Origin of the sequence: Brevibacterium sp. S111, assembly GCF_004745075.1 — a bacterium.
Taxonomy (GTDB): Bacteria; Actinomycetota; Actinomycetes; order Actinomycetales; family Brevibacteriaceae; genus Brevibacterium.
Map to the genome: position 1 here is coordinate 56,755 of NZ_RHFH01000010.1, position 14,858 is coordinate 71,612.

At 66.1% G+C, this 14,858-nt stretch carries 16 protein-coding genes and 1 tRNA gene; 6 read left to right on the forward strand and 11 right to left on the reverse strand.

The window, feature by feature from the left end:
- Positions 1-62 precede the first annotated feature (62 nt).
- From arc to EB836_RS12515, 3 genes are read right to left on the reverse strand one after another with little or no spacing between them, the layout of a single operon-like run.
- Positions 63-1,715 (reverse strand): proteasome ATPase, encoded by a 1,653-nt coding sequence (gene arc / locus EB836_RS12505; protein ID WP_135540884.1) that lies wholly within the window; start codon positions 1,713-1,715, stop codon positions 63-65.
- Positions 1,712-2,776, reverse strand: a complete 1,065-nt coding sequence (locus EB836_RS12510) for a tRNA (adenine-N1)-methyltransferase (RefSeq protein ID WP_135540886.1) — start codon at positions 2,774-2,776, stop codon at positions 1,712-1,714. The genes arc and EB836_RS12510 overlap by 4 nt, the downstream gene beginning before the upstream one ends.
- A 45-nt stretch (positions 2,777-2,821) precedes the next feature.
- The gene (locus tag EB836_RS12515) at positions 2,822-3,982 is read right to left on the reverse strand and encodes a site-2 protease family protein (protein WP_135540888.1); all 1,161 of its coding nucleotides are present in this window, start codon (positions 3,980-3,982) and stop codon (positions 2,822-2,824) included.
- Positions 3,983-4,109: 127 nt separating this feature from the next.
- Here EB836_RS12515 and EB836_RS12520 point away from each other — a divergent pair, with 127 nt between their 5' ends.
- A complete protein-coding gene (locus EB836_RS12520; protein WP_135540890.1) occupies positions 4,110-4,919 on the forward strand; it encodes a PD-(D/E)XK nuclease family protein in 810 nt (269 codons plus the stop codon).
- 15 nt (positions 4,920-4,934) lie between these two features.
- Here EB836_RS12520 and EB836_RS12525 read toward each other — a convergent pair whose 3' ends face one another.
- Positions 4,935-5,609, reverse strand: coding sequence for an HAD family phosphatase (locus tag EB836_RS12525; protein WP_135540892.1), 675 nt, complete (start codon positions 5,607-5,609; stop codon positions 4,935-4,937).
- Between the two features lie 22 nt (positions 5,610-5,631).
- Here EB836_RS12525 and EB836_RS12530 point away from each other — a divergent pair, with 22 nt between their 5' ends.
- Positions 5,632-6,462, forward strand: coding sequence for a PAC2 family protein (locus EB836_RS12530; protein WP_135540894.1), 831 nt, complete (start codon positions 5,632-5,634; stop codon positions 6,460-6,462).
- A 9-nt stretch (positions 6,463-6,471) separates the two neighbouring features.
- Here the strand turns inward: EB836_RS12530 and mshC are convergent, their stop codons facing one another.
- The 3 genes from mshC to EB836_RS12545 form a co-directional block, all read right to left on the reverse strand.
- Complete coding sequence (gene mshC / locus EB836_RS12535; protein WP_135540896.1) at positions 6,472-7,731, reverse strand: cysteine--1-D-myo-inosityl 2-amino-2-deoxy-alpha-D-glucopyranoside ligase; 1,260 nt, start codon at positions 7,729-7,731, stop codon at positions 6,472-6,474.
- A 73-nt stretch (positions 7,732-7,804) separates the two neighbouring features.
- Positions 7,805-8,617 carry an SCO1664 family protein gene (locus EB836_RS12540; RefSeq protein ID WP_135540898.1) on the reverse strand — a complete coding sequence of 271 codons (813 nt, stop codon included), beginning with the start codon at positions 8,615-8,617 and terminating at the stop codon, positions 7,805-7,807.
- Between the two features lie 4 nt (positions 8,618-8,621).
- Positions 8,622-9,185, reverse strand: coding sequence for a DUF3090 domain-containing protein (locus EB836_RS12545; RefSeq protein ID WP_135540899.1), 564 nt, complete (start codon positions 9,183-9,185; stop codon positions 8,622-8,624).
- Between the two features lie 57 nt (positions 9,186-9,242).
- Between EB836_RS12545 and EB836_RS12550 the strand changes: the two genes are divergently transcribed.
- Positions 9,243-9,506, forward strand: a complete 264-nt coding sequence (locus EB836_RS12550; RefSeq protein ID WP_135540901.1) for a hypothetical protein — start codon at positions 9,243-9,245, stop codon at positions 9,504-9,506.
- A gap of 25 nt (positions 9,507-9,531) precedes the next feature.
- On the opposite strand, the gene EB836_RS12555 is transcribed toward EB836_RS12550, so the two are convergent.
- Positions 9,532-10,431: an aldo/keto reductase gene (locus EB836_RS12555; RefSeq protein ID WP_135540903.1), complete on the reverse strand. Its 900-nt coding sequence runs from the start codon at positions 10,429-10,431 to the stop codon at positions 9,532-9,534.
- Positions 10,432-10,500: 69 nt separating this feature from the next.
- On the opposite strand from EB836_RS12555, the gene EB836_RS12560 reads away from it, so the two are divergent.
- Positions 10,501-11,337 (forward strand): undecaprenyl-diphosphate phosphatase, encoded by an 837-nt coding sequence (locus EB836_RS12560; protein WP_135540905.1) that lies wholly within the window; start codon positions 10,501-10,503, stop codon positions 11,335-11,337.
- Positions 11,338-11,435: 98 nt separating this feature from the next.
- On the opposite strand, the gene EB836_RS12565 is transcribed toward EB836_RS12560, so the two are convergent.
- Positions 11,436-12,116, reverse strand: coding sequence for a histidine phosphatase family protein (locus EB836_RS12565; protein WP_135540907.1), 681 nt, complete (start codon positions 12,114-12,116; stop codon positions 11,436-11,438).
- 58 nt (positions 12,117-12,174) lie between these two features.
- On the opposite strand from EB836_RS12565, the gene EB836_RS12570 reads away from it, so the two are divergent.
- A complete protein-coding gene (locus tag EB836_RS12570; RefSeq protein WP_135540909.1) occupies positions 12,175-12,357 on the forward strand; it encodes a DUF5703 family protein in 183 nt (60 codons plus the stop codon).
- 4 nt (positions 12,358-12,361) lie between these two features.
- Positions 12,362-13,333 (forward strand): DMT family transporter, encoded by a 972-nt coding sequence (locus tag EB836_RS12575; RefSeq protein WP_135540911.1) that lies wholly within the window; start codon positions 12,362-12,364, stop codon positions 13,331-13,333.
- Here EB836_RS12575 and EB836_RS12580 read toward each other — a convergent pair.
- Together EB836_RS12580 and EB836_RS12585 are read right to left on the reverse strand one after the other, a co-directional pair.
- Positions 13,287-14,594, reverse strand: a complete 1,308-nt coding sequence (locus EB836_RS12580; RefSeq protein ID WP_240689949.1) for a M20/M25/M40 family metallo-hydrolase — start codon at positions 14,592-14,594, stop codon at positions 13,287-13,289. The genes EB836_RS12575 and EB836_RS12580 overlap by 47 nt on opposite strands.
- A gap of 176 nt (positions 14,595-14,770) precedes the next feature.
- Positions 14,771-14,858: transfer RNA gene (locus tag EB836_RS12585), tRNA-Leu, on the reverse strand.

A 14,858-nucleotide genomic window follows, 5' to 3' on the forward strand; every position in this document is an offset into this window, starting at 1 on the left:
CGAGAACGCCCCTGCCCCATTGATGGGCCCGCCTGCAGGTGCAGGCGGGCCCATCTGTCTTCTCAGACCAGGTCGGAGTTCGGTCGCACTTCGGAGATCTCGGTCTCATAGGGAACGGTCGGGGCACCTCTGGTCGTGTCGAGGTGCATCATCCGCAGATGCGTGACCCGCTCGCCCTTGCGCCCGGAGATGCGCGCCCACTCATCGGGATTCGTCGTGTTCGGCAGGTCCTCGTGTTCGCTGAACTCCTCGGCGATGGCGGCATCGAAGTGTGCCGGCTGCAGACCCCTCTCGCCGGTCTCGAGCAGCGACTTGATCGCGGACTTCTTCGCCCGGTCGACGATGTTGTGGATCATCGCGCCGGAGGCGAATGCCGAGAAGTGGAGGACTTCCTTCGAACCGTCGGCATAACTGACCTCGACGAACTCGTTGTCCGCGCTCTCCGCGTACATCCGCTCCACACAGTGGTCGATGACGGTGGCCACCGCCTCGGCGGGCGTCTCATGACCGGAGAGCACGCTCGAATGCAGCGGCAGGTCGGCCGTGAGGTACTTCTCGAAGATGTCACGAGCGGCATCGGCATCGGGGCGTTCGATGCGGATCTTCACATCGAGGCGGCCCGGACGCAGGATCGCCGGGTCGATGAGGTCCTCACGGTTCGAAGCACCGATGACGATGACGTTGTCGAGCTGTTCCACGCCGTCGATCTCCGTGAGCAGCTGCGGGACGATCGTCGTCTCCACATCCGAGGACTTGCCCGTGCCGCGGGTGCGGAAGAGCGATTCCATCTCGTCGAAGAAGACGACGACGGGGAAGCCCGCCGATGCCTTCTCCCTGGCACGGGCGAAGATGAGGCGGAGCTGACGTTCGGTCTCGCCGACGTACTTGTCGAGCAGCTCCGGGCCCTTGATGTTGAGGAAGTAGGTCTTGCTGGTCCTCTCCTCACCGGTGCGATCGGCCAGCGAATTCGCCACCGCCTTGGCGATGAGGGTCTTGCCGCAGCCCGGGGGCCCGTAGAGCAGAATGCCCTTGGGCGGTTTGAGACCGTGCTCGGTGTAGAGCTCGGGATGTTCGAAGGGCAGTTCGACGGCGTCCTTGATCTGTCCGATCTGGTCGGCCAGTCCCCCGATGTCCGAATAGGTGATGTCGGGGACCTCTTCGAGCAGCAGCGAGGACACCTCGGGCTTCTCGACGACCTGCAGCGCGTAGTGGGTGCGGGTGTCGACGACGACGGCATCGCCGACGCGCAGCCCCGAATCGATGAGGTCGGCGGCGAGGGTGAAGACCTGTTCGTCATCACCGGGAGCTCCGACGAGGATGCGCCGGTCATCGATGAATTCGCGGACGTTGACGACCGAACCCACCGGGGGGAACTCGCCGACGCCGATGACGACGAGGCCCTCGGACAGGAGGACATCGGCGCCGGGGCGCAGCCCGGCCGGATTCACTTCGGGGGCGACGGCCACGCGCATGCGGCGGCCGCTGACGATGACGTCGGCAGCCACACCCTTGTCGTCGAGGCCGATGAGGGTGCCCCAGTTGTTCGGCGGCTCGGTCAGACGACGAGCCTCCTCCTTGATCCGGTTGAGCTCGTCGCGGGCAGTGCGCAGGGTCTTCGACAAGGCCTCATTGCGTTTGCCCGCGGTGTAGAGCTGCTGGCGCAGGGACACGGTGTCCTCACGCAGCTTCTTCACCTCGGTCGTGGTCTCTGTCATCGATCCTCCTTCGGCCCAGTGGTCTCAGTGTTCGGCGGCTGTGTCGCGTCCGCGGCAGCCGCGTTCTCTTCGTCGCTGCGCAGGCGCTTACCGGCTTCGCGCATGACTCGGCGCAGCTTCTTCCCGTGTGCGGTGCGGGTGCCGATGGCCGCCTCGGTGACCTCGGGCTCCGTCCACGCGGCGACGTCCTCGGGGGCCGCAGCGGCTCCCTGCGGGCGTTTCTTCTTCTCCAGCGGAGCCACTCCGGCGGCCATCCTTCGGGCCATGATGAGGAAGCCGGTGTGGGCGATCATCCGGTGGTCGGGGCGCACGGCGAGGCCGTCGGCGTGCCAGCCGCGGACCATGGCTTCCATGGCTTCGGGTTCGGCGAAGTTCCCCGTGGCCCGCAGCGCTTCGGTGAAGCGGGAGAGCTGCGGGACCGTGGCCACATACGCGATGACGATTCCGCCGGGCGTCAGGGCTTCGCTGACGGCGTCGAGCGTGTTCCAGGGAGTGAGCATGTCGAGGACCACGCGGTCGACGCTGCCGGGCGCGAAGGTCTGCGGCAGCGCCTCGGAGAGGTCGCCGACGGTGACCGACCAGTTCTCGGGTGCCCCGTCGAAGAAGTCTGCGATATTGCCCGAGGCGATCGTGGCGAACTCCTCGCGCAGTTCGAAGGAGTGCACGCAACCGCGCGGTCCGACGGCACGCAGCAGGGCCATCGACAGTGCCCCGGAGCCGACCCCCGCCTCGACGACGGTGGCGCCGGGGAAGATGTCGCCGAGGGTGACGATGAGTCCCGAATCCTTCGGGTAGACGACCGCAGCGCCGCGGGGCATCGAGAGCACGAAGTCCTCATAGCGGGGACGGAAGACCTGGAACTCCACTCCCCCGGAATTCGACACGATGATGCCTTCGGTGCGCCCGATGATGTCGTCGTGGCTGATGAGTCCCTTGTTCGTGTGGAAGAGCTCGCCCGGGGCGAGCACGAAGGTGTGCATGCGCCCCTTGGGGTCGGTGAGCTGGACCTTTTCGCCGCGGCTGAGGGCACGCGGAGGTCGGGAACGGAGTGGCTGAGTCATGATGAGTCCACTCTACGCTGGTGAGGATTGCCTCACACAACCGGCTCAGGCTGCGAGAAGTTCGTCGAAGAATTCCTGCAGATCGATGACTCCGACCAGCGTGTTACCGTCCATGACGAGGCTGAACTGCGCCTTGGGGCGGTGGGTGAGCGATTCGAGCAGATGCGGGGCGGTGATGTCCTTGGGCACACCGATCCAGCCGACGAGGGGCCGGGCGACCTCACCGGCGGGCACGGCGTCGAGGGTCTCGGCGAGGCGGCCGGCTGCGGCGTGCCGATCGACGAGACCGTACGGCAGCCCGTTCTGGTCGAGGACGACGATGAGGGTGCGCTCCTTCGCGTTGCCGAGCGTGTTCGCGTAGTCGAGGGTGTCGGCGAGGTCGGCATCCCAGGTGGCCGCGATGGCCGGTTGGATGACCTGGGAGAGATCGTAGGTCTCCATCTTCCTGGCGCGTTTGGCGTGGGTCGCAGCATCCCCGGCGGAGAACCACAGCATGATCGCGATGAGCGACATCCAGGCCACGGTGAGCGGGTCGGGTCGATCGCCGGCCAGCAGCGGAGTGATGACCGACCAGCCGATGAATCCGACGGCGATGATGCGCCCGACCCAGCTGGCCACGATCGTGCCCAGGTACTGGGACCCGGTGATGCGCCACATGATCGCCTGCAGCGCCCAGCCGCCGTCGAGCGGAATGCCCGGCAGCAGGTTGATCGCTCCCAAGGCGACATTGGCGAAGGTGACCGCGATGAGCAGCAGCCACGGCACCGAGGTGGGACTCACGGCGCTCAGGCACCACCATCCCAGCAGCGCGAGGACGATGTTGACGATGGGGCCGACGATGGAGATGACGAAGCTCGTCATCGCGGCCTTGTCGCGCGGATTGTCCATCTGGGGTTCGAAGCGGGTGAAGCCGCCCCAGATGTTCAGCTCGATGGCGGCGACCTTCTGCCCGTAGAACTGACCGGCCACACCGTGGGCGAGTTCGTGGAGGAACACCGAGGCGAAGAGGAGCACCGCGTAGGCGAAGGCCACAAACCATGCGCCGATGCCCAGATCCGGCCGCACCTGGTTGAGCCAGGGGGTGAAGAGTATCGTGATGACGATGGCGGCGAGGAACCACGACCACGCCAGGATCACCGGTGCGCCGAGGACCGTGCCCAGACGCAGACCCGATGACGCACCGGGCTGGTGGTTTTTCGCGGCCATTGAAGGGATTCCTCCGGTCGATGTCGTGGTCAGCGGACCACTGAGGGTCGGTAACTCAGCCTAACAGCGACTCAGCGCTCACCGCTGGTCGCCACGTCGTGTCCGCCCAGGTCGTTACAGTGGTGATATGGCCGAGCTCACCAGTCTGTCGCCCTCCCGGGCCAACGACTTCATCCAGTGTCCCCTGAAGTTCCGCTTCCGCAGCATCGACAGGCTGCCGGAGCCGCCGTCTCAGGCGGCATTCCGCGGCACCGTTGTCCATTCGGTGCTCGAGAAGCTGTTCACCGCTCCCGCCGCAGAACGCACGGCCGAACTCGCCCAGTCGATGCTCATGCCCGCCTGGAGCGAACTCGTGGAGAAGGACCCGACCGTGCTCGAGATCTTCACCGCCGAAGCGGAGAAGGAGACGTTCTTCACATCTGCACGTCGCCTCATCGACTCCTATTTCGTCCTCGAGTATCCCGAGCACCTCGAACCCGAGGAGACGGAGAAGTTCGTCCGCACGAAGCTCGACAACGGACTCGAACTGCGCGGGTTCATCGACCGGGTCGATGTCGCCCCCGGCGGTGAGACCAGGTTGGTCGACTATAAGACCGGCAAGCAGCCGAAGCCGCAGTACGGACGGGAGGCGCGGTTCCAGATGGGCTTCTACGCCCTCGTCGTCTACCGACTCTCCGGAGATCTCGTCCACACTCTGCAGCTGATGTATCTCGGTTCGCGCAGCGTGCTGAAGTCGCATCCGACGATGAACGAGATCGAACAGACCGAATTCGAGATCGACGCCATCTGGAAGGACATCATCGCTTCGGCGGAGTCGGACCGGTGGCGGCCGAAGAAGTCTCCCCTGTGCAACTGGTGCTCCTTCAAACCGCTGTGCCCGGCCTGGGGCAACACCGCCCCGCCGACGCCGGAGATCACGAACATCGTCGGGGCCTAGGACGATTGGGGGAGTTCAGACCCGACTGTGGTGGCGCAGCCGACGCAGATCCTCGACGGTGCGGCCTTCGAGGCCGTCCCACAGGATCCGGCCCGGCCGCGCTTCCAGATCGATGAAATGCGGGATGCCCACGGCGATGGTTCCAGCCGCCTCCGCGCTGGCCAGACCGGGCTTCGAATCCTCGAGAGCGACACACTCTGCCGGGTCGAGGCCCAGCAGGGCCGCCCCGCGGAGGTAGGGCTCCGGGTCGGGTTTGCCCGCGGAGACTTCGTCACCGGAGATGAGTCCGGCGAAGCTGTCGGGCGGGCAGCTGGCGATGACCGCCTCGGCGAGCCGACGGTAGGACATTGTGACCATGACGCTGGGGATCCGCTCGGCCCTGAGCTCGGCGAGCAGCTCCAGTGCGCCGGGCCGGAACGGGACGGAGGTGCGGATCTGGTCGATCACCGCGCCCATGAGGGTGTCGACGATCTCGTTCACCGGTAGATCGAGACCGGCCTCCTGCATCATCGACGCCGAGGTGGTCAGTTCGTTGCCGACGAATTCGAGCCCCTGCTCTTCTGACCAGGGAAGCCCATGAGCGTTCATCAGTTCTGTTTCGGCTCGGATCCAGTACGGTTCCGTATCGACAAGGGTTCCGTCCATATCCCACAGGACAGCGGCGGGCTCGGCGGCGGCAGAATTCGTCATACGCCCAGCGTAGTCTTGAACCATGAGCTTTCTTCCATCCGGGTCCGGGGCACTCGTCTTCATCGCCTTCGAAGGTCAGGATGCCGATGCCTCCGAAGCCGCGAGTTCCCTGGCCAAGGATCTCGTCGAGGTCTGGCAGCTGAACGACTCGCAGATCCTCGACACCGACGGGTTCTACGAATTCCGCTTCTCCGAGCCGGAGATCCTCCGCGACGAGGAGGGAACCGCATCGATCGCCTGGCCGGGGATCGCGGTGCATCGCGGCCGCCTCGGCGAACTGCCGATCACCGTCATCCACGGTCACGAACCGGGACTGAAGTGGCGGGAGTTCCTCTCCCTCATCCTCGGTCAGATCGGTCGGGACGATTCGGTCGTCCTCCTCGGCGGGCTCCATGCGGAGGTGCCGCACACCCGACCGCTGCCGGTCGTGGCGAACACCGAGGACCGAACGCTGGCGGCCGAGATCGGCATCGATGCCAACGGCTATGAAGGTCCCATCGGCATCCTCGGCCTCCTCGCCGTGGCCTGCCGGTGGCGGAGTCTGCGCGCGATCAATCTGTGGGTCGGGGTGCCGGACTACCTTGCCGATTCTCCGTCGCCGAAGGCGGAACTGGCGCTGGCCAAGGCCGTCGAACACTATGCGGGCGTGGAGATCGATATCCATGTGCTCGAGGAGGAGAGCCGCGCATGGGAGCTGGGCGCCGATGAGCTCGTGTCGCTGAATCCGCAACTGGCCGAACTCGTCCGCGCTCTCGAGGAGGCTATCGACTCCGCCGATCTGCCTGAGGCCAGCGGAGACGCCATCGCGGCCGAGTTCGAACGCTATCTGCGCAAACGCGGCCGCGAGAAGTAGGGCGCAGAGTCAGTCGAGCAGACGGATGCCCAGCAGCGCATCGACGGCGTCGGCGACCCGGTCACCGCTGAGCGCAGCGGTGATCGAGGGCTCGGTGTCTGCGTAGTGTTCGGCCCATTCGTCGAGGATCCCGAGGGCACGGGGGCTGTCGAGGTCGTCGGTGAGCGCTTCGCGGAGCAGACCGATGATGTGTCCGCGCAGTCCTTCCCGGCATTCGGATTCGCACTTCGCCGCATGCCGCCACGCCTCCAGCCGTGCCGCTGCGGTCTCGAGCTGCTCTTCGGTGAAGCTCCAATCGCTGCGGTAGTGGTTGGACAGGATCACGGTGCGGATGACCATCGGGTCGACTCCGCGTTCGCGCAGCTGTGAGACGAGCACGAGGTTGCCCTTCGATTTGCTCATCTTCTCGCCGTCGAGTCCGACCATGCCGGTGTGCATGTAGGTCTTGGCCATCGGGGTGTCGCGCCAGGCTGCGGCGTGGGCCGCGCTCATCTCGTGGTGCGGGAAGATGAGGTCGTTCCCGCCGCCCTGCACGTCGACGGGCAGGCCCGCGTACTTGTCGACGATGACGGTGCATTCGACGTGCCAGCCGGGCCGGCCGCGGCCCAGTGCCCCGCCGTCCCACGACGGTTCGCCTTCACGCTCGGCGCGCCACAGCAGCGGGTCGATCGGGTTCTCTTTGCCCACGGTGTCCGGGTCACCGCCGCGTTCGGCCGAGAGCACGGCCATCGTCTTCTCGTCGTCATGGCTGACGGTGCCGAAAGGCGGGGTGATCGGGGTCGACACCCGGTAGTAGACGTCACCGTTGTCGAGCGTGTAGGCCGCGCCCTTGGCGACGAGGTCCTCCACGGCCGCGGTGATCTCGGGGACGGTTTCGACGACGCCGATGAAGCTCCGCGGCGGGATCACCCGCAGGGCCTCCATGTCCTCACGGTAGAGCTGGATCTGGGAGGAGGCGAGTTCGCGCCAGTCGACCCCGGTGGCGTCGGCCCTCTCCAGCAGCGGATCGTCGACGTCGGTGGTGTTCTGGACGTAGACGACGTCGAGTCCGGCATCACGCCAGATGCGGTTGAGCAGGTCGAAGGCCACATAGGTGGCCGCGTGACCGAGATGCGTCGCATCGTAGGGGGTGATGCCGCAGACGTAGAGACGAGCGGTCTGCTCGCGACCGCGCAGGCGGCGCGGGCTGCGGGAGCTCGTGTCGAAGACCGTGGGCACCTTCCCGGTGCTGGTCAGACGGGGCAGTTGTGGTTCGGGCCATGACTTCACGCAGACCAGCCTAACCGAGACGCAGGCGTTCGGCACTCCGATTCCCAGTGATGCTCGCAACCGGATGCCGGACTCAGATCGGCGGCCAGGGGATGACGGTGCGGTCCTCGGGGGCTTCGGGGAAGAACTCACCTGTGAGGAGAGTCTCGGCCCGCTCGCGCAGAGCCTGCACCTCCTGGGGCGAAAGACAGTCGCAGAGCGCGTCGTTGAGGACCGGGTCCATGTCGACGATCTCCTCGAGGGCGTCGATCTCCTCGGCTCGGAACGATGTGCGGGAGAAGCCCCACAGCACGGTGCGCAGCTTCTCATCGGCATGGAACGTCAGCCCGTTGTCGATGCCGAAGACGCCGATGTCGTGCGCATCGGTGCTCGGCAGGGTCGAACCGGTGATGACATGGCCGGCCTTTCGGTCAGCGTTGTTGGCGAGCAGGTCGAAGAAGGCGACGGCGCGCAGGCCCTCGTTGACCGCATGGGAGAGGACGAGGTCGCGGCCGTCCTCGGTGCGCAGCGCGAAGATCGGAGTGTGGTCGGCCGGGATCGCCTGCACCGCTGACAGGCTCACGGCCTCGTCATCATCGGTGGCTTCGACGTAGGCCTGCAGAGAGCCGCGACCGGCGGGCAGGTCCTCGCGCAGCACCGTCGGCGGGACGACGTCGAGTCCGAGGGCTGAGCTGAGCCGATAGGACGCGACTTCCCGCAGCGCCAGTGTCCCCGAGGGGAAGTCGAGCAGCGGGCGTTCCCCGGAGATCGGTTTGTACACGGCCTTGACCGCCCGGTCCGAGTGTTCGATCACGAGCAGGCGGGTGTCATTGCTGGCCCGCGGAATCGAGCCCATCTCCGTCCACTCCCCCGCGCTCAGAGCCTCGAGGAGAAAGCTGTTGTCCATCACTTCAGGCGCGCGGGATCCCGTTGGCGCGTGGGCACAGGTGGCCTTCGGGCTCGAGCGGGAGGGAGCAGAACGGGCAGTCGCCGCGTCCTGCGCCGACGACCTGTTCGCCGCGGCGGGAGAACTCCCGAGCGGCCGCCGCGTCGAGGACGACGCGCAGGACCTCGCGGTCGACTTCGTCGTCATCGGGGTCGGCGGACGTTCCGGCCTGGGCGTCCGCCTCGGTGAGTTCGAAGCATTCGACGACGAGTTCGTGTTTGACCGTGTCCCAGCCGAGGCTCATGGTGCCGACACGGAACTCCGGTTCGATGGGCACATTCAGTCCGGCGTTGTCGATGCGGTCGTCGAGGGCCGTCTGCGGCACTCGCGCGGCCGGGTCCTTGGTCATGACCATGTCGAGCAGCTCGGTGATCCGGTCGGCGAGGATCTCCACCTGTTCCTTCTCCACGACGACGGTCGTCAGCACGGTCCCGGACTTCGCCTGGAGGAGGAAGGTCCTCTCCCCCGGCAGTCCGATCGTGCCGACGACGAAACGGTCCGGTGTGGGGTGGTCGTAGAGAGCTGCCATGTCTTCAGCCTAGTTCAAACACTTACATGTGACTCCGGCCTGGGATACATTTGAGTCATGAGCACTGATCCTCGTGAGGCCCTGGACGCATTCCTCGAAGCAGTGAGAGAGCACTACGCTGCATCCGCACACCGAAACGGTGACCAAGACCCCCGAGTCGAAGCCGCTTATATGGCTTTGGCCGACGCCTTCGAAATCTACGAAGATGCGATCTACACCGCGTTCGACGAGGTGACCCCCTTCGAACTCTTCGATGACGTCGAAGATGCGAAGGACGATGAGGGATTCATCCTCGACGAAGAAGACGACGAGGACGACTGAGCTCCGTTCTCAGCGCTGTCAGCCGTCAGGAGATCTGGTCGAGCACCTCGGCGATCTCTTCGGCCAGCTCGACCTCGCCGCCGGTGACCTCGGCCAGCTGTGCCGGAGTCCTCGGTGAGACCAGCGAGCAGGCGATCCCGCGGTGCCGGTTGAAGGCCAGAGCGATATCGGTCGTCGACACGCCCAAGGCGGTCGCGGCTTTCCGCACTCCGGCGAGCACCCGATTCGATCGGTCATCGAGATAGGCACCCACATAGTCGCTGAGCTCACCGGCCAGCCGCGAATCCTGCGGTGTCGCCGAGCGATATTTGTCGGTGAGCACTCCGCGTCCCAGCCCGGCACCGGCGATGAGTGAGACTCCGGCATAGTCCGCGGCAGGGATGAGGTCGTCCTCGGCATCGCGATTGAGCAGAGAGTATTCGGCGACGGCGCAGGCGATGGGGATCCCTGCCCCGCGCATCTCCGCCAGCTGCCACCCGCTGTGGTGGGAGACGCCGACATAGCGGATCTTGCCCAGTGTGAGCAGCGTATCGATCGCCGAGGCGGTCTCGGCCCGATCGACGTCGGCATCGAAGACGTCGAGGACGAGGACGTCGAGATGACTGCGACCCGTCGTGTGCAGCAGGGCATCGACCTGGGACAGGATCCGGGCCCGCCCGAGTCCCACCTCGATATGGTCGGGCTCGCTCAGGGACACGCCCACCCGGGCCATGAGCAGCATCTCTTCGGGAAGTCTCAGCTGCCCGAGCACCGAGGCCGCGATTGTGGCAGAGCTGGGCAGCTCGAGGAGGTTCCCACCAGCATCCCTGTAGTCGTCGACGAGACGCTGAGCGGTCCGGTCATCGACCCGGTGGCCCCATTCGAAGGTCCCGAGACCCACATCGCTGACGTCCAGACCGGTGGTGCCGAGGCGTTGGTGCTTCATGCTTCTTGAGGTTACCCGATCCGGCGACTACCGTGGTTTCGTTCCCACCCCATATTCTCAAGGAGTCGTATGTACGACTGGCTGGTCGCTGCCGTGCTCGGAATCGTGCAGGCACTCACCGAGTTCCTCCCGATCTCGTCCTCGGCGCATGTGCGCATCGTCGGCGAACTCATGCTGCCGGGCGACGATCCCGGCGCCTTCTTCACCGCCATCATCCAGATCGGCACCGAGGCGGCCGTCGTCGTCTATTTCTGGCGCGACATCGTCACGATCATCTCGAAATGGTGCAAAGCTCTCGTCGGCAGGCACGATCGCAAGGACCCCGAGGTGCGGCTGGGCTGGCTCATCATCGTCGGTTCGATCCCCATCGTCGTCATCGGCCTGCTGTTCCAGGACCACATCGAAGGCGCGCTGCGCAGCCTGTGGATCACCGCGACGATGCTCATCGTCTTCGGCATCATCATCGGCATCACCGACTGGGCCGGGAAGCGGGAGCGCACGCTCGAAGACATGACCTGGGGTCAGGGCATCCTCTTCGGCTTCGCTCAGGCCCTGGCCGTCATCCCCGGCGTGTCGCGTTCGGGCGGCACGATCATGGCGGGTCGGTTCATGGGCTTCGACCGTCCCGCCGCCGCTCGGTATTCGTTCCTGCTCGCGATCCCCGCGGTTCTCGGCTCGGGATTCTATGGAGTCGCACAGACGCTCGGACGCGCCGATGACATGGTGCTCGGCTGGGGTCCGACGATGTTGGCGACCCTCATCTCCTTCGTCCTCGGCCTCTTCGTCATCCACTGGTTCCTCGGCTATGTGAAGACGAAGTCCTTCGCGATCTTCGTCTGGTACCGCGTGGCGTTGGGCATCGTGCTCTACGTTCTGCTCGGCACCGGCGTCCTCGCCGCTGTCTGAGCCGCCTGCCGGCTCCGGTCGCGGGCGGACCTCAGCCCCGACCTGAGCTTTCCGCTCCGCACGTTCCTGATCCCGGTATTCGAGTGAGAATGCCGGGATCAGCGCATTCCGCCCCCACCGACGGCCCCCGACTGCCCGAGACCGGCAGCGGTCACCGACATCGCGGCCAGCACCGGTCTCGTCCCCGAATAGTCGATGACGGTGAATGAGCCCGGCGCCACGCTCAGACGTTGGAAGTCATCGAGCGGCATGCCCAAGGCATCGGCGATGATCGATTTGATGATGTCTCCGTGGGAGACGATCATCCCCCACAGGGGCTTTTCCTTCGTCTCCGCGTCTCTGTCCGCCTCGGCGTCTCTGAGCTCGGCGACGAGCGCGTGGACACGGGCGACGGACCGGTCGGCCGCCTCGGCGATGGATTCCCCTCCCGGAAACCGGGCCAGCGAGGCGCGGTCGAGCACCGTCGCCCACAGTGGTTCGGATGCGAGCTCCTTGAGCCTGCGTCCCGTCCAGTCGCCGTAGTCGAGTTCGATGACGGCTTCGTCCTCGGCGGAGTGTTCGATCTCGGCCGCCTGCCGGGCGATCTCGGCGGTCTGCACGCAGCGGCGCAGGGGAGAATGGATGAGACGGGCGAAGCGACGGTTCGGCAGCAGTCGCAGGTTCGCTTCGAGCGCGCCCACGCCCTCGTCGGTCAGGGACACACCGGCGGCTCGTCCGGCCAGGATTCCGGAGACGTTGGCGCTGGAGAGGCCGTGCCGCAGAAGAACGATGACGGGCATGGCATCCACATTAGCCCAGATCGTCTAGGGTGGGCCTATGAAACGTCAGCGTCCACGTATGACTTACGAATTCCGCAAGGTTTCGTTCTCCAAGGATGTGCCGCGGTCGGTCAGCCTGCAGGAGCTCAACGACGAGGCGGAATACGGCAAATGGGAGCTCGCTCGGACTCGGATCTCCGTCGGCGGCGTCCGCACCGTCTGGCTGCGCCGCAAGATCATGCCGCTGACTCTGAGCAGCTGATCGTTTGCGGTCGTCTTCCCTCGTTCCCGTCCTCACCGCGGGACTCGTCACGATCGGCGCGGGTGCGGCCATGGCCCTGCAGGGTCGTGCGAACGGTCTGCTCGGTGAAGTGCTCGGGCATGCGGTCTTCGCCGCTCTCATCTCGTTCGTCGTCGGACTCCTCGTCGTCGGGACCACCCTGGCCGTCTCCGCGCGGTCCCGAACCGCGGCGGTGCGGCTGCTGGACATGCTGCGCGATCGCTCCCTGCCCGGCTGGGTGGTGCTGGGCGGGCTGAGCGGCGGGCTCGTCGTCATCGCTCAGGCCACGACGGTGCCGCTGATGGGCGTGGCGATGTTCACGATGGCCTTCGTCTCCGGGCAGGTCACCGGCGGGCTCATCGTCGACTCCACCGATCTTCCGCCGGCAGGTCGCCAACGGCTCAATGTGCTGCGCGTGCTCGGGGTGCTCATCGTCCTCGGCTCTCTGGTCGTCGGTGCCGGTGAGCGGCTGCAGACGGGCATCCCCCTGTGGGCGCCGCTGCTGCCGTTCGTCTCCGGCGCGCTGACGAGCGTGCAGCAGGCCTTCAACGGCCGCATCCGCGCCGCCACCGAATCCGCGGTCGTGGCCACCACGGTGAATTTCACCGTCGGCCTCGCGGCGCTCCTCCTCGGCACGGCGGCGCTCTTGGTCGCGGGCGTGCCGTGGGCCGGGTTCCCGACTGCACCGAGTCAGTGGTGGATCCTCCTCGGCGGGGCCTTCGGAGTCGTGTTCATCGCATTGACCACGGTGACCGTGGCTCGTCTGGGCGTGCTGCTGAGCCTGTTCGCGCTCTTCGGCAACCTTGTCGGTGCCCTGCTGCTCGATGTGCTGCTGCCGATCCCCGGTTCGGTGGTCAACGCGACGACGGTGCTCAGCGCCGCCGGTGTGCTCGCCGGGATCGCCGTCACCGTCATGCCTTCATCAGGAAGTCCCCGAGCACCCGGGTCCCGAACTTGAGCGCGGAGATCGGCACTCGCTCATCGACACCGTGGAACATCGCGGGGAAATCGAGGTCACCGCTCAGCTGCAGCGGGGCGAAACCGTAGCCGGTGATGCCGAGTTCGGCCATGGACTTGTTGTCCGTGCCTCCGGAGAGCGTGTACGGCAGCACCTTCGCCGTCGGGTCATCGGCGAGCAGGCTCGCCTCCATCTGCGCCACGAGCGGGGTGTCGAAGGGGGACTCGAGTGCTTCGCCTTCGTCCTCAGCGGAGATGTCGATCCCCTCCCCCGCCAGCTCCTTGATGGTCAGCATGACGTCTTCGTGCTGACCGGGCAGCGTGCGGCAGTCGACATAGCCCGTCGCCGTGCCGGGAATGACGTTGTGCTTGTAGCCGGCTTCGAGGAACGAGGGATTCGAGGTGTTCTGCAGGGTCGGGGCGACGAACTTCTCGACCGAACCGAGTTCGGCCAGCAGCTGCGGAATCGTCTCGGACCGGAATTCGATCCCGGTCAGGTCCGAGACCCCTTCGAGGAGCTTGCGGGTGGCCAGGGGGATCTCCTGCGGCCAGGGATGGCTGCCGATGCGCGAGATCGCCGCAGCCAGCCGGGTGACCGGGTTGTCGTCGTTGCGCTGGGAGCCGTGCCCGGCAGTGCCGTGGGCGATGAGGTTGAGCCAGGCCAGGCCCTTCTCTGCGGTCTGGATGAGGTACACGCGCTGCCCGCGGATGTCGACGGAGTAGCCGCCGACCTCGGAGATCGCCTCGGTCGCGCCGGAGAAGAGCTCGGGACGGTTGCGCACCATGTGGCGGGCACCGTAGTTCCCGCCGGCTTCCTCATCAGCGAAGAAGGCGATGATGAGATCTCGGCGGGGGCGCAGACCCTGAGTGAGCATGGCTCGAACGGAGGCGATGATCATCGCATCCATGTCCTTCATGTCGACCGCACCCCTGCCCCACAGCAGTCCGTCCTTGATGATGCCTTCGAAGGGGTCCACGCTCCAATCCTCGGCAGCAGCAGGCACGACATCGGTGTGGCCGTGCACGACGAGCGCCGGTGCGTTCGGGTCAGAGCCCGAGACCCGGGCGACGAGATTGGCCCGACCCGGTGAGGCTTCGACGATTTCGGACTTCAGGTCGACCTCGGCGAACCAGGAGGCGATGAGTTCGGCGGCAGGAAGCTCCGGGTTGGCTCTGTTGCCGCCCCAATTCTGGGTGTCGATGCGGATGAGCTGGCGGCACAGTTCGGTGACCTCCGCCTCGGCGGCGCTGAAATCAAACACGAGGGCTCCCGTCGGTGAAGGGCGGATCACGCGTCGGTGCTGTGATCCCGCGGACATCTTCCACCGTATCCCACCTGCGGCAGCTCGGACGGTCGATTCCTGGCCAGTTTCGGCGTGTCCGGACGGGAAGACGAAAATGGCCTCCGGATCGAAATCCGGAGGCCATCTCCTCGTTGTGCGCGAAGGGGGACTTGAACCCCCACGCCCGATAAGTTGGGCACTAGCACCTCAAGCTAGCGCGTCTACCAATTCCGCCACTCGCGC

Bases quoted from the DNA above. Each gene is read 5' to 3' on its own strand.
- EB836_RS12510 (WP_135540886.1), bottom strand. From the start codon at position 2,776: ATGACTCAGCCACTCCGTTCCCGACCTCCGCGTGCCCTCAGCCGCGGC.
- EB836_RS12520 (WP_135540890.1), top strand. From the start codon at position 4,110: ATGGCCGAGCTCACCAGTCTGTCGCCCTCCCGGGCCAACGACTTCATC.
- EB836_RS12515 (WP_135540888.1), bottom strand. From the start codon at position 3,982: ATGGCCGCGAAAAACCACCAGCCCGGTGCGTCATCGGGTCTGCGTCTG.
- EB836_RS12565 (WP_135540907.1), bottom strand. From the start codon at position 12,116: ATGCCCGTCATCGTTCTTCTGCGGCACGGCCTCTCCAGCGCCAACGTC.
- EB836_RS12540 (WP_135540898.1), bottom strand. From the start codon at position 8,617: ATGGACAACAGCTTTCTCCTCGAGGCTCTGAGCGCGGGGGAGTGGACG.
- EB836_RS12545 (WP_135540899.1), bottom strand. From the start codon at position 9,185: ATGGCAGCTCTCTACGACCACCCCACACCGGACCGTTTCGTCGTCGGC.
- EB836_RS12570 (WP_135540909.1), top strand. From the start codon at position 12,175: ATGACTTACGAATTCCGCAAGGTTTCGTTCTCCAAGGATGTGCCGCGG.
- arc (WP_135540884.1), bottom strand. From the start codon at position 1,715: ATGACAGAGACCACGACCGAGGTGAAGAAGCTGCGTGAGGACACCGTG.
- EB836_RS12555 (WP_135540903.1), bottom strand. From the start codon at position 10,431: ATGAAGCACCAACGCCTCGGCACCACCGGTCTGGACGTCAGCGATGTG.
- EB836_RS12560 (WP_135540905.1), top strand. From the start codon at position 10,501: ATGTACGACTGGCTGGTCGCTGCCGTGCTCGGAATCGTGCAGGCACTC.
- EB836_RS12525 (WP_135540892.1), bottom strand. From the start codon at position 5,609: ATGACGAATTCTGCCGCCGCCGAGCCCGCCGCTGTCCTGTGGGATATG.
- EB836_RS12550 (WP_135540901.1), top strand. From the start codon at position 9,243: ATGAGCACTGATCCTCGTGAGGCCCTGGACGCATTCCTCGAAGCAGTG.
- EB836_RS12530 (WP_135540894.1), top strand. From the start codon at position 5,632: ATGAGCTTTCTTCCATCCGGGTCCGGGGCACTCGTCTTCATCGCCTTC.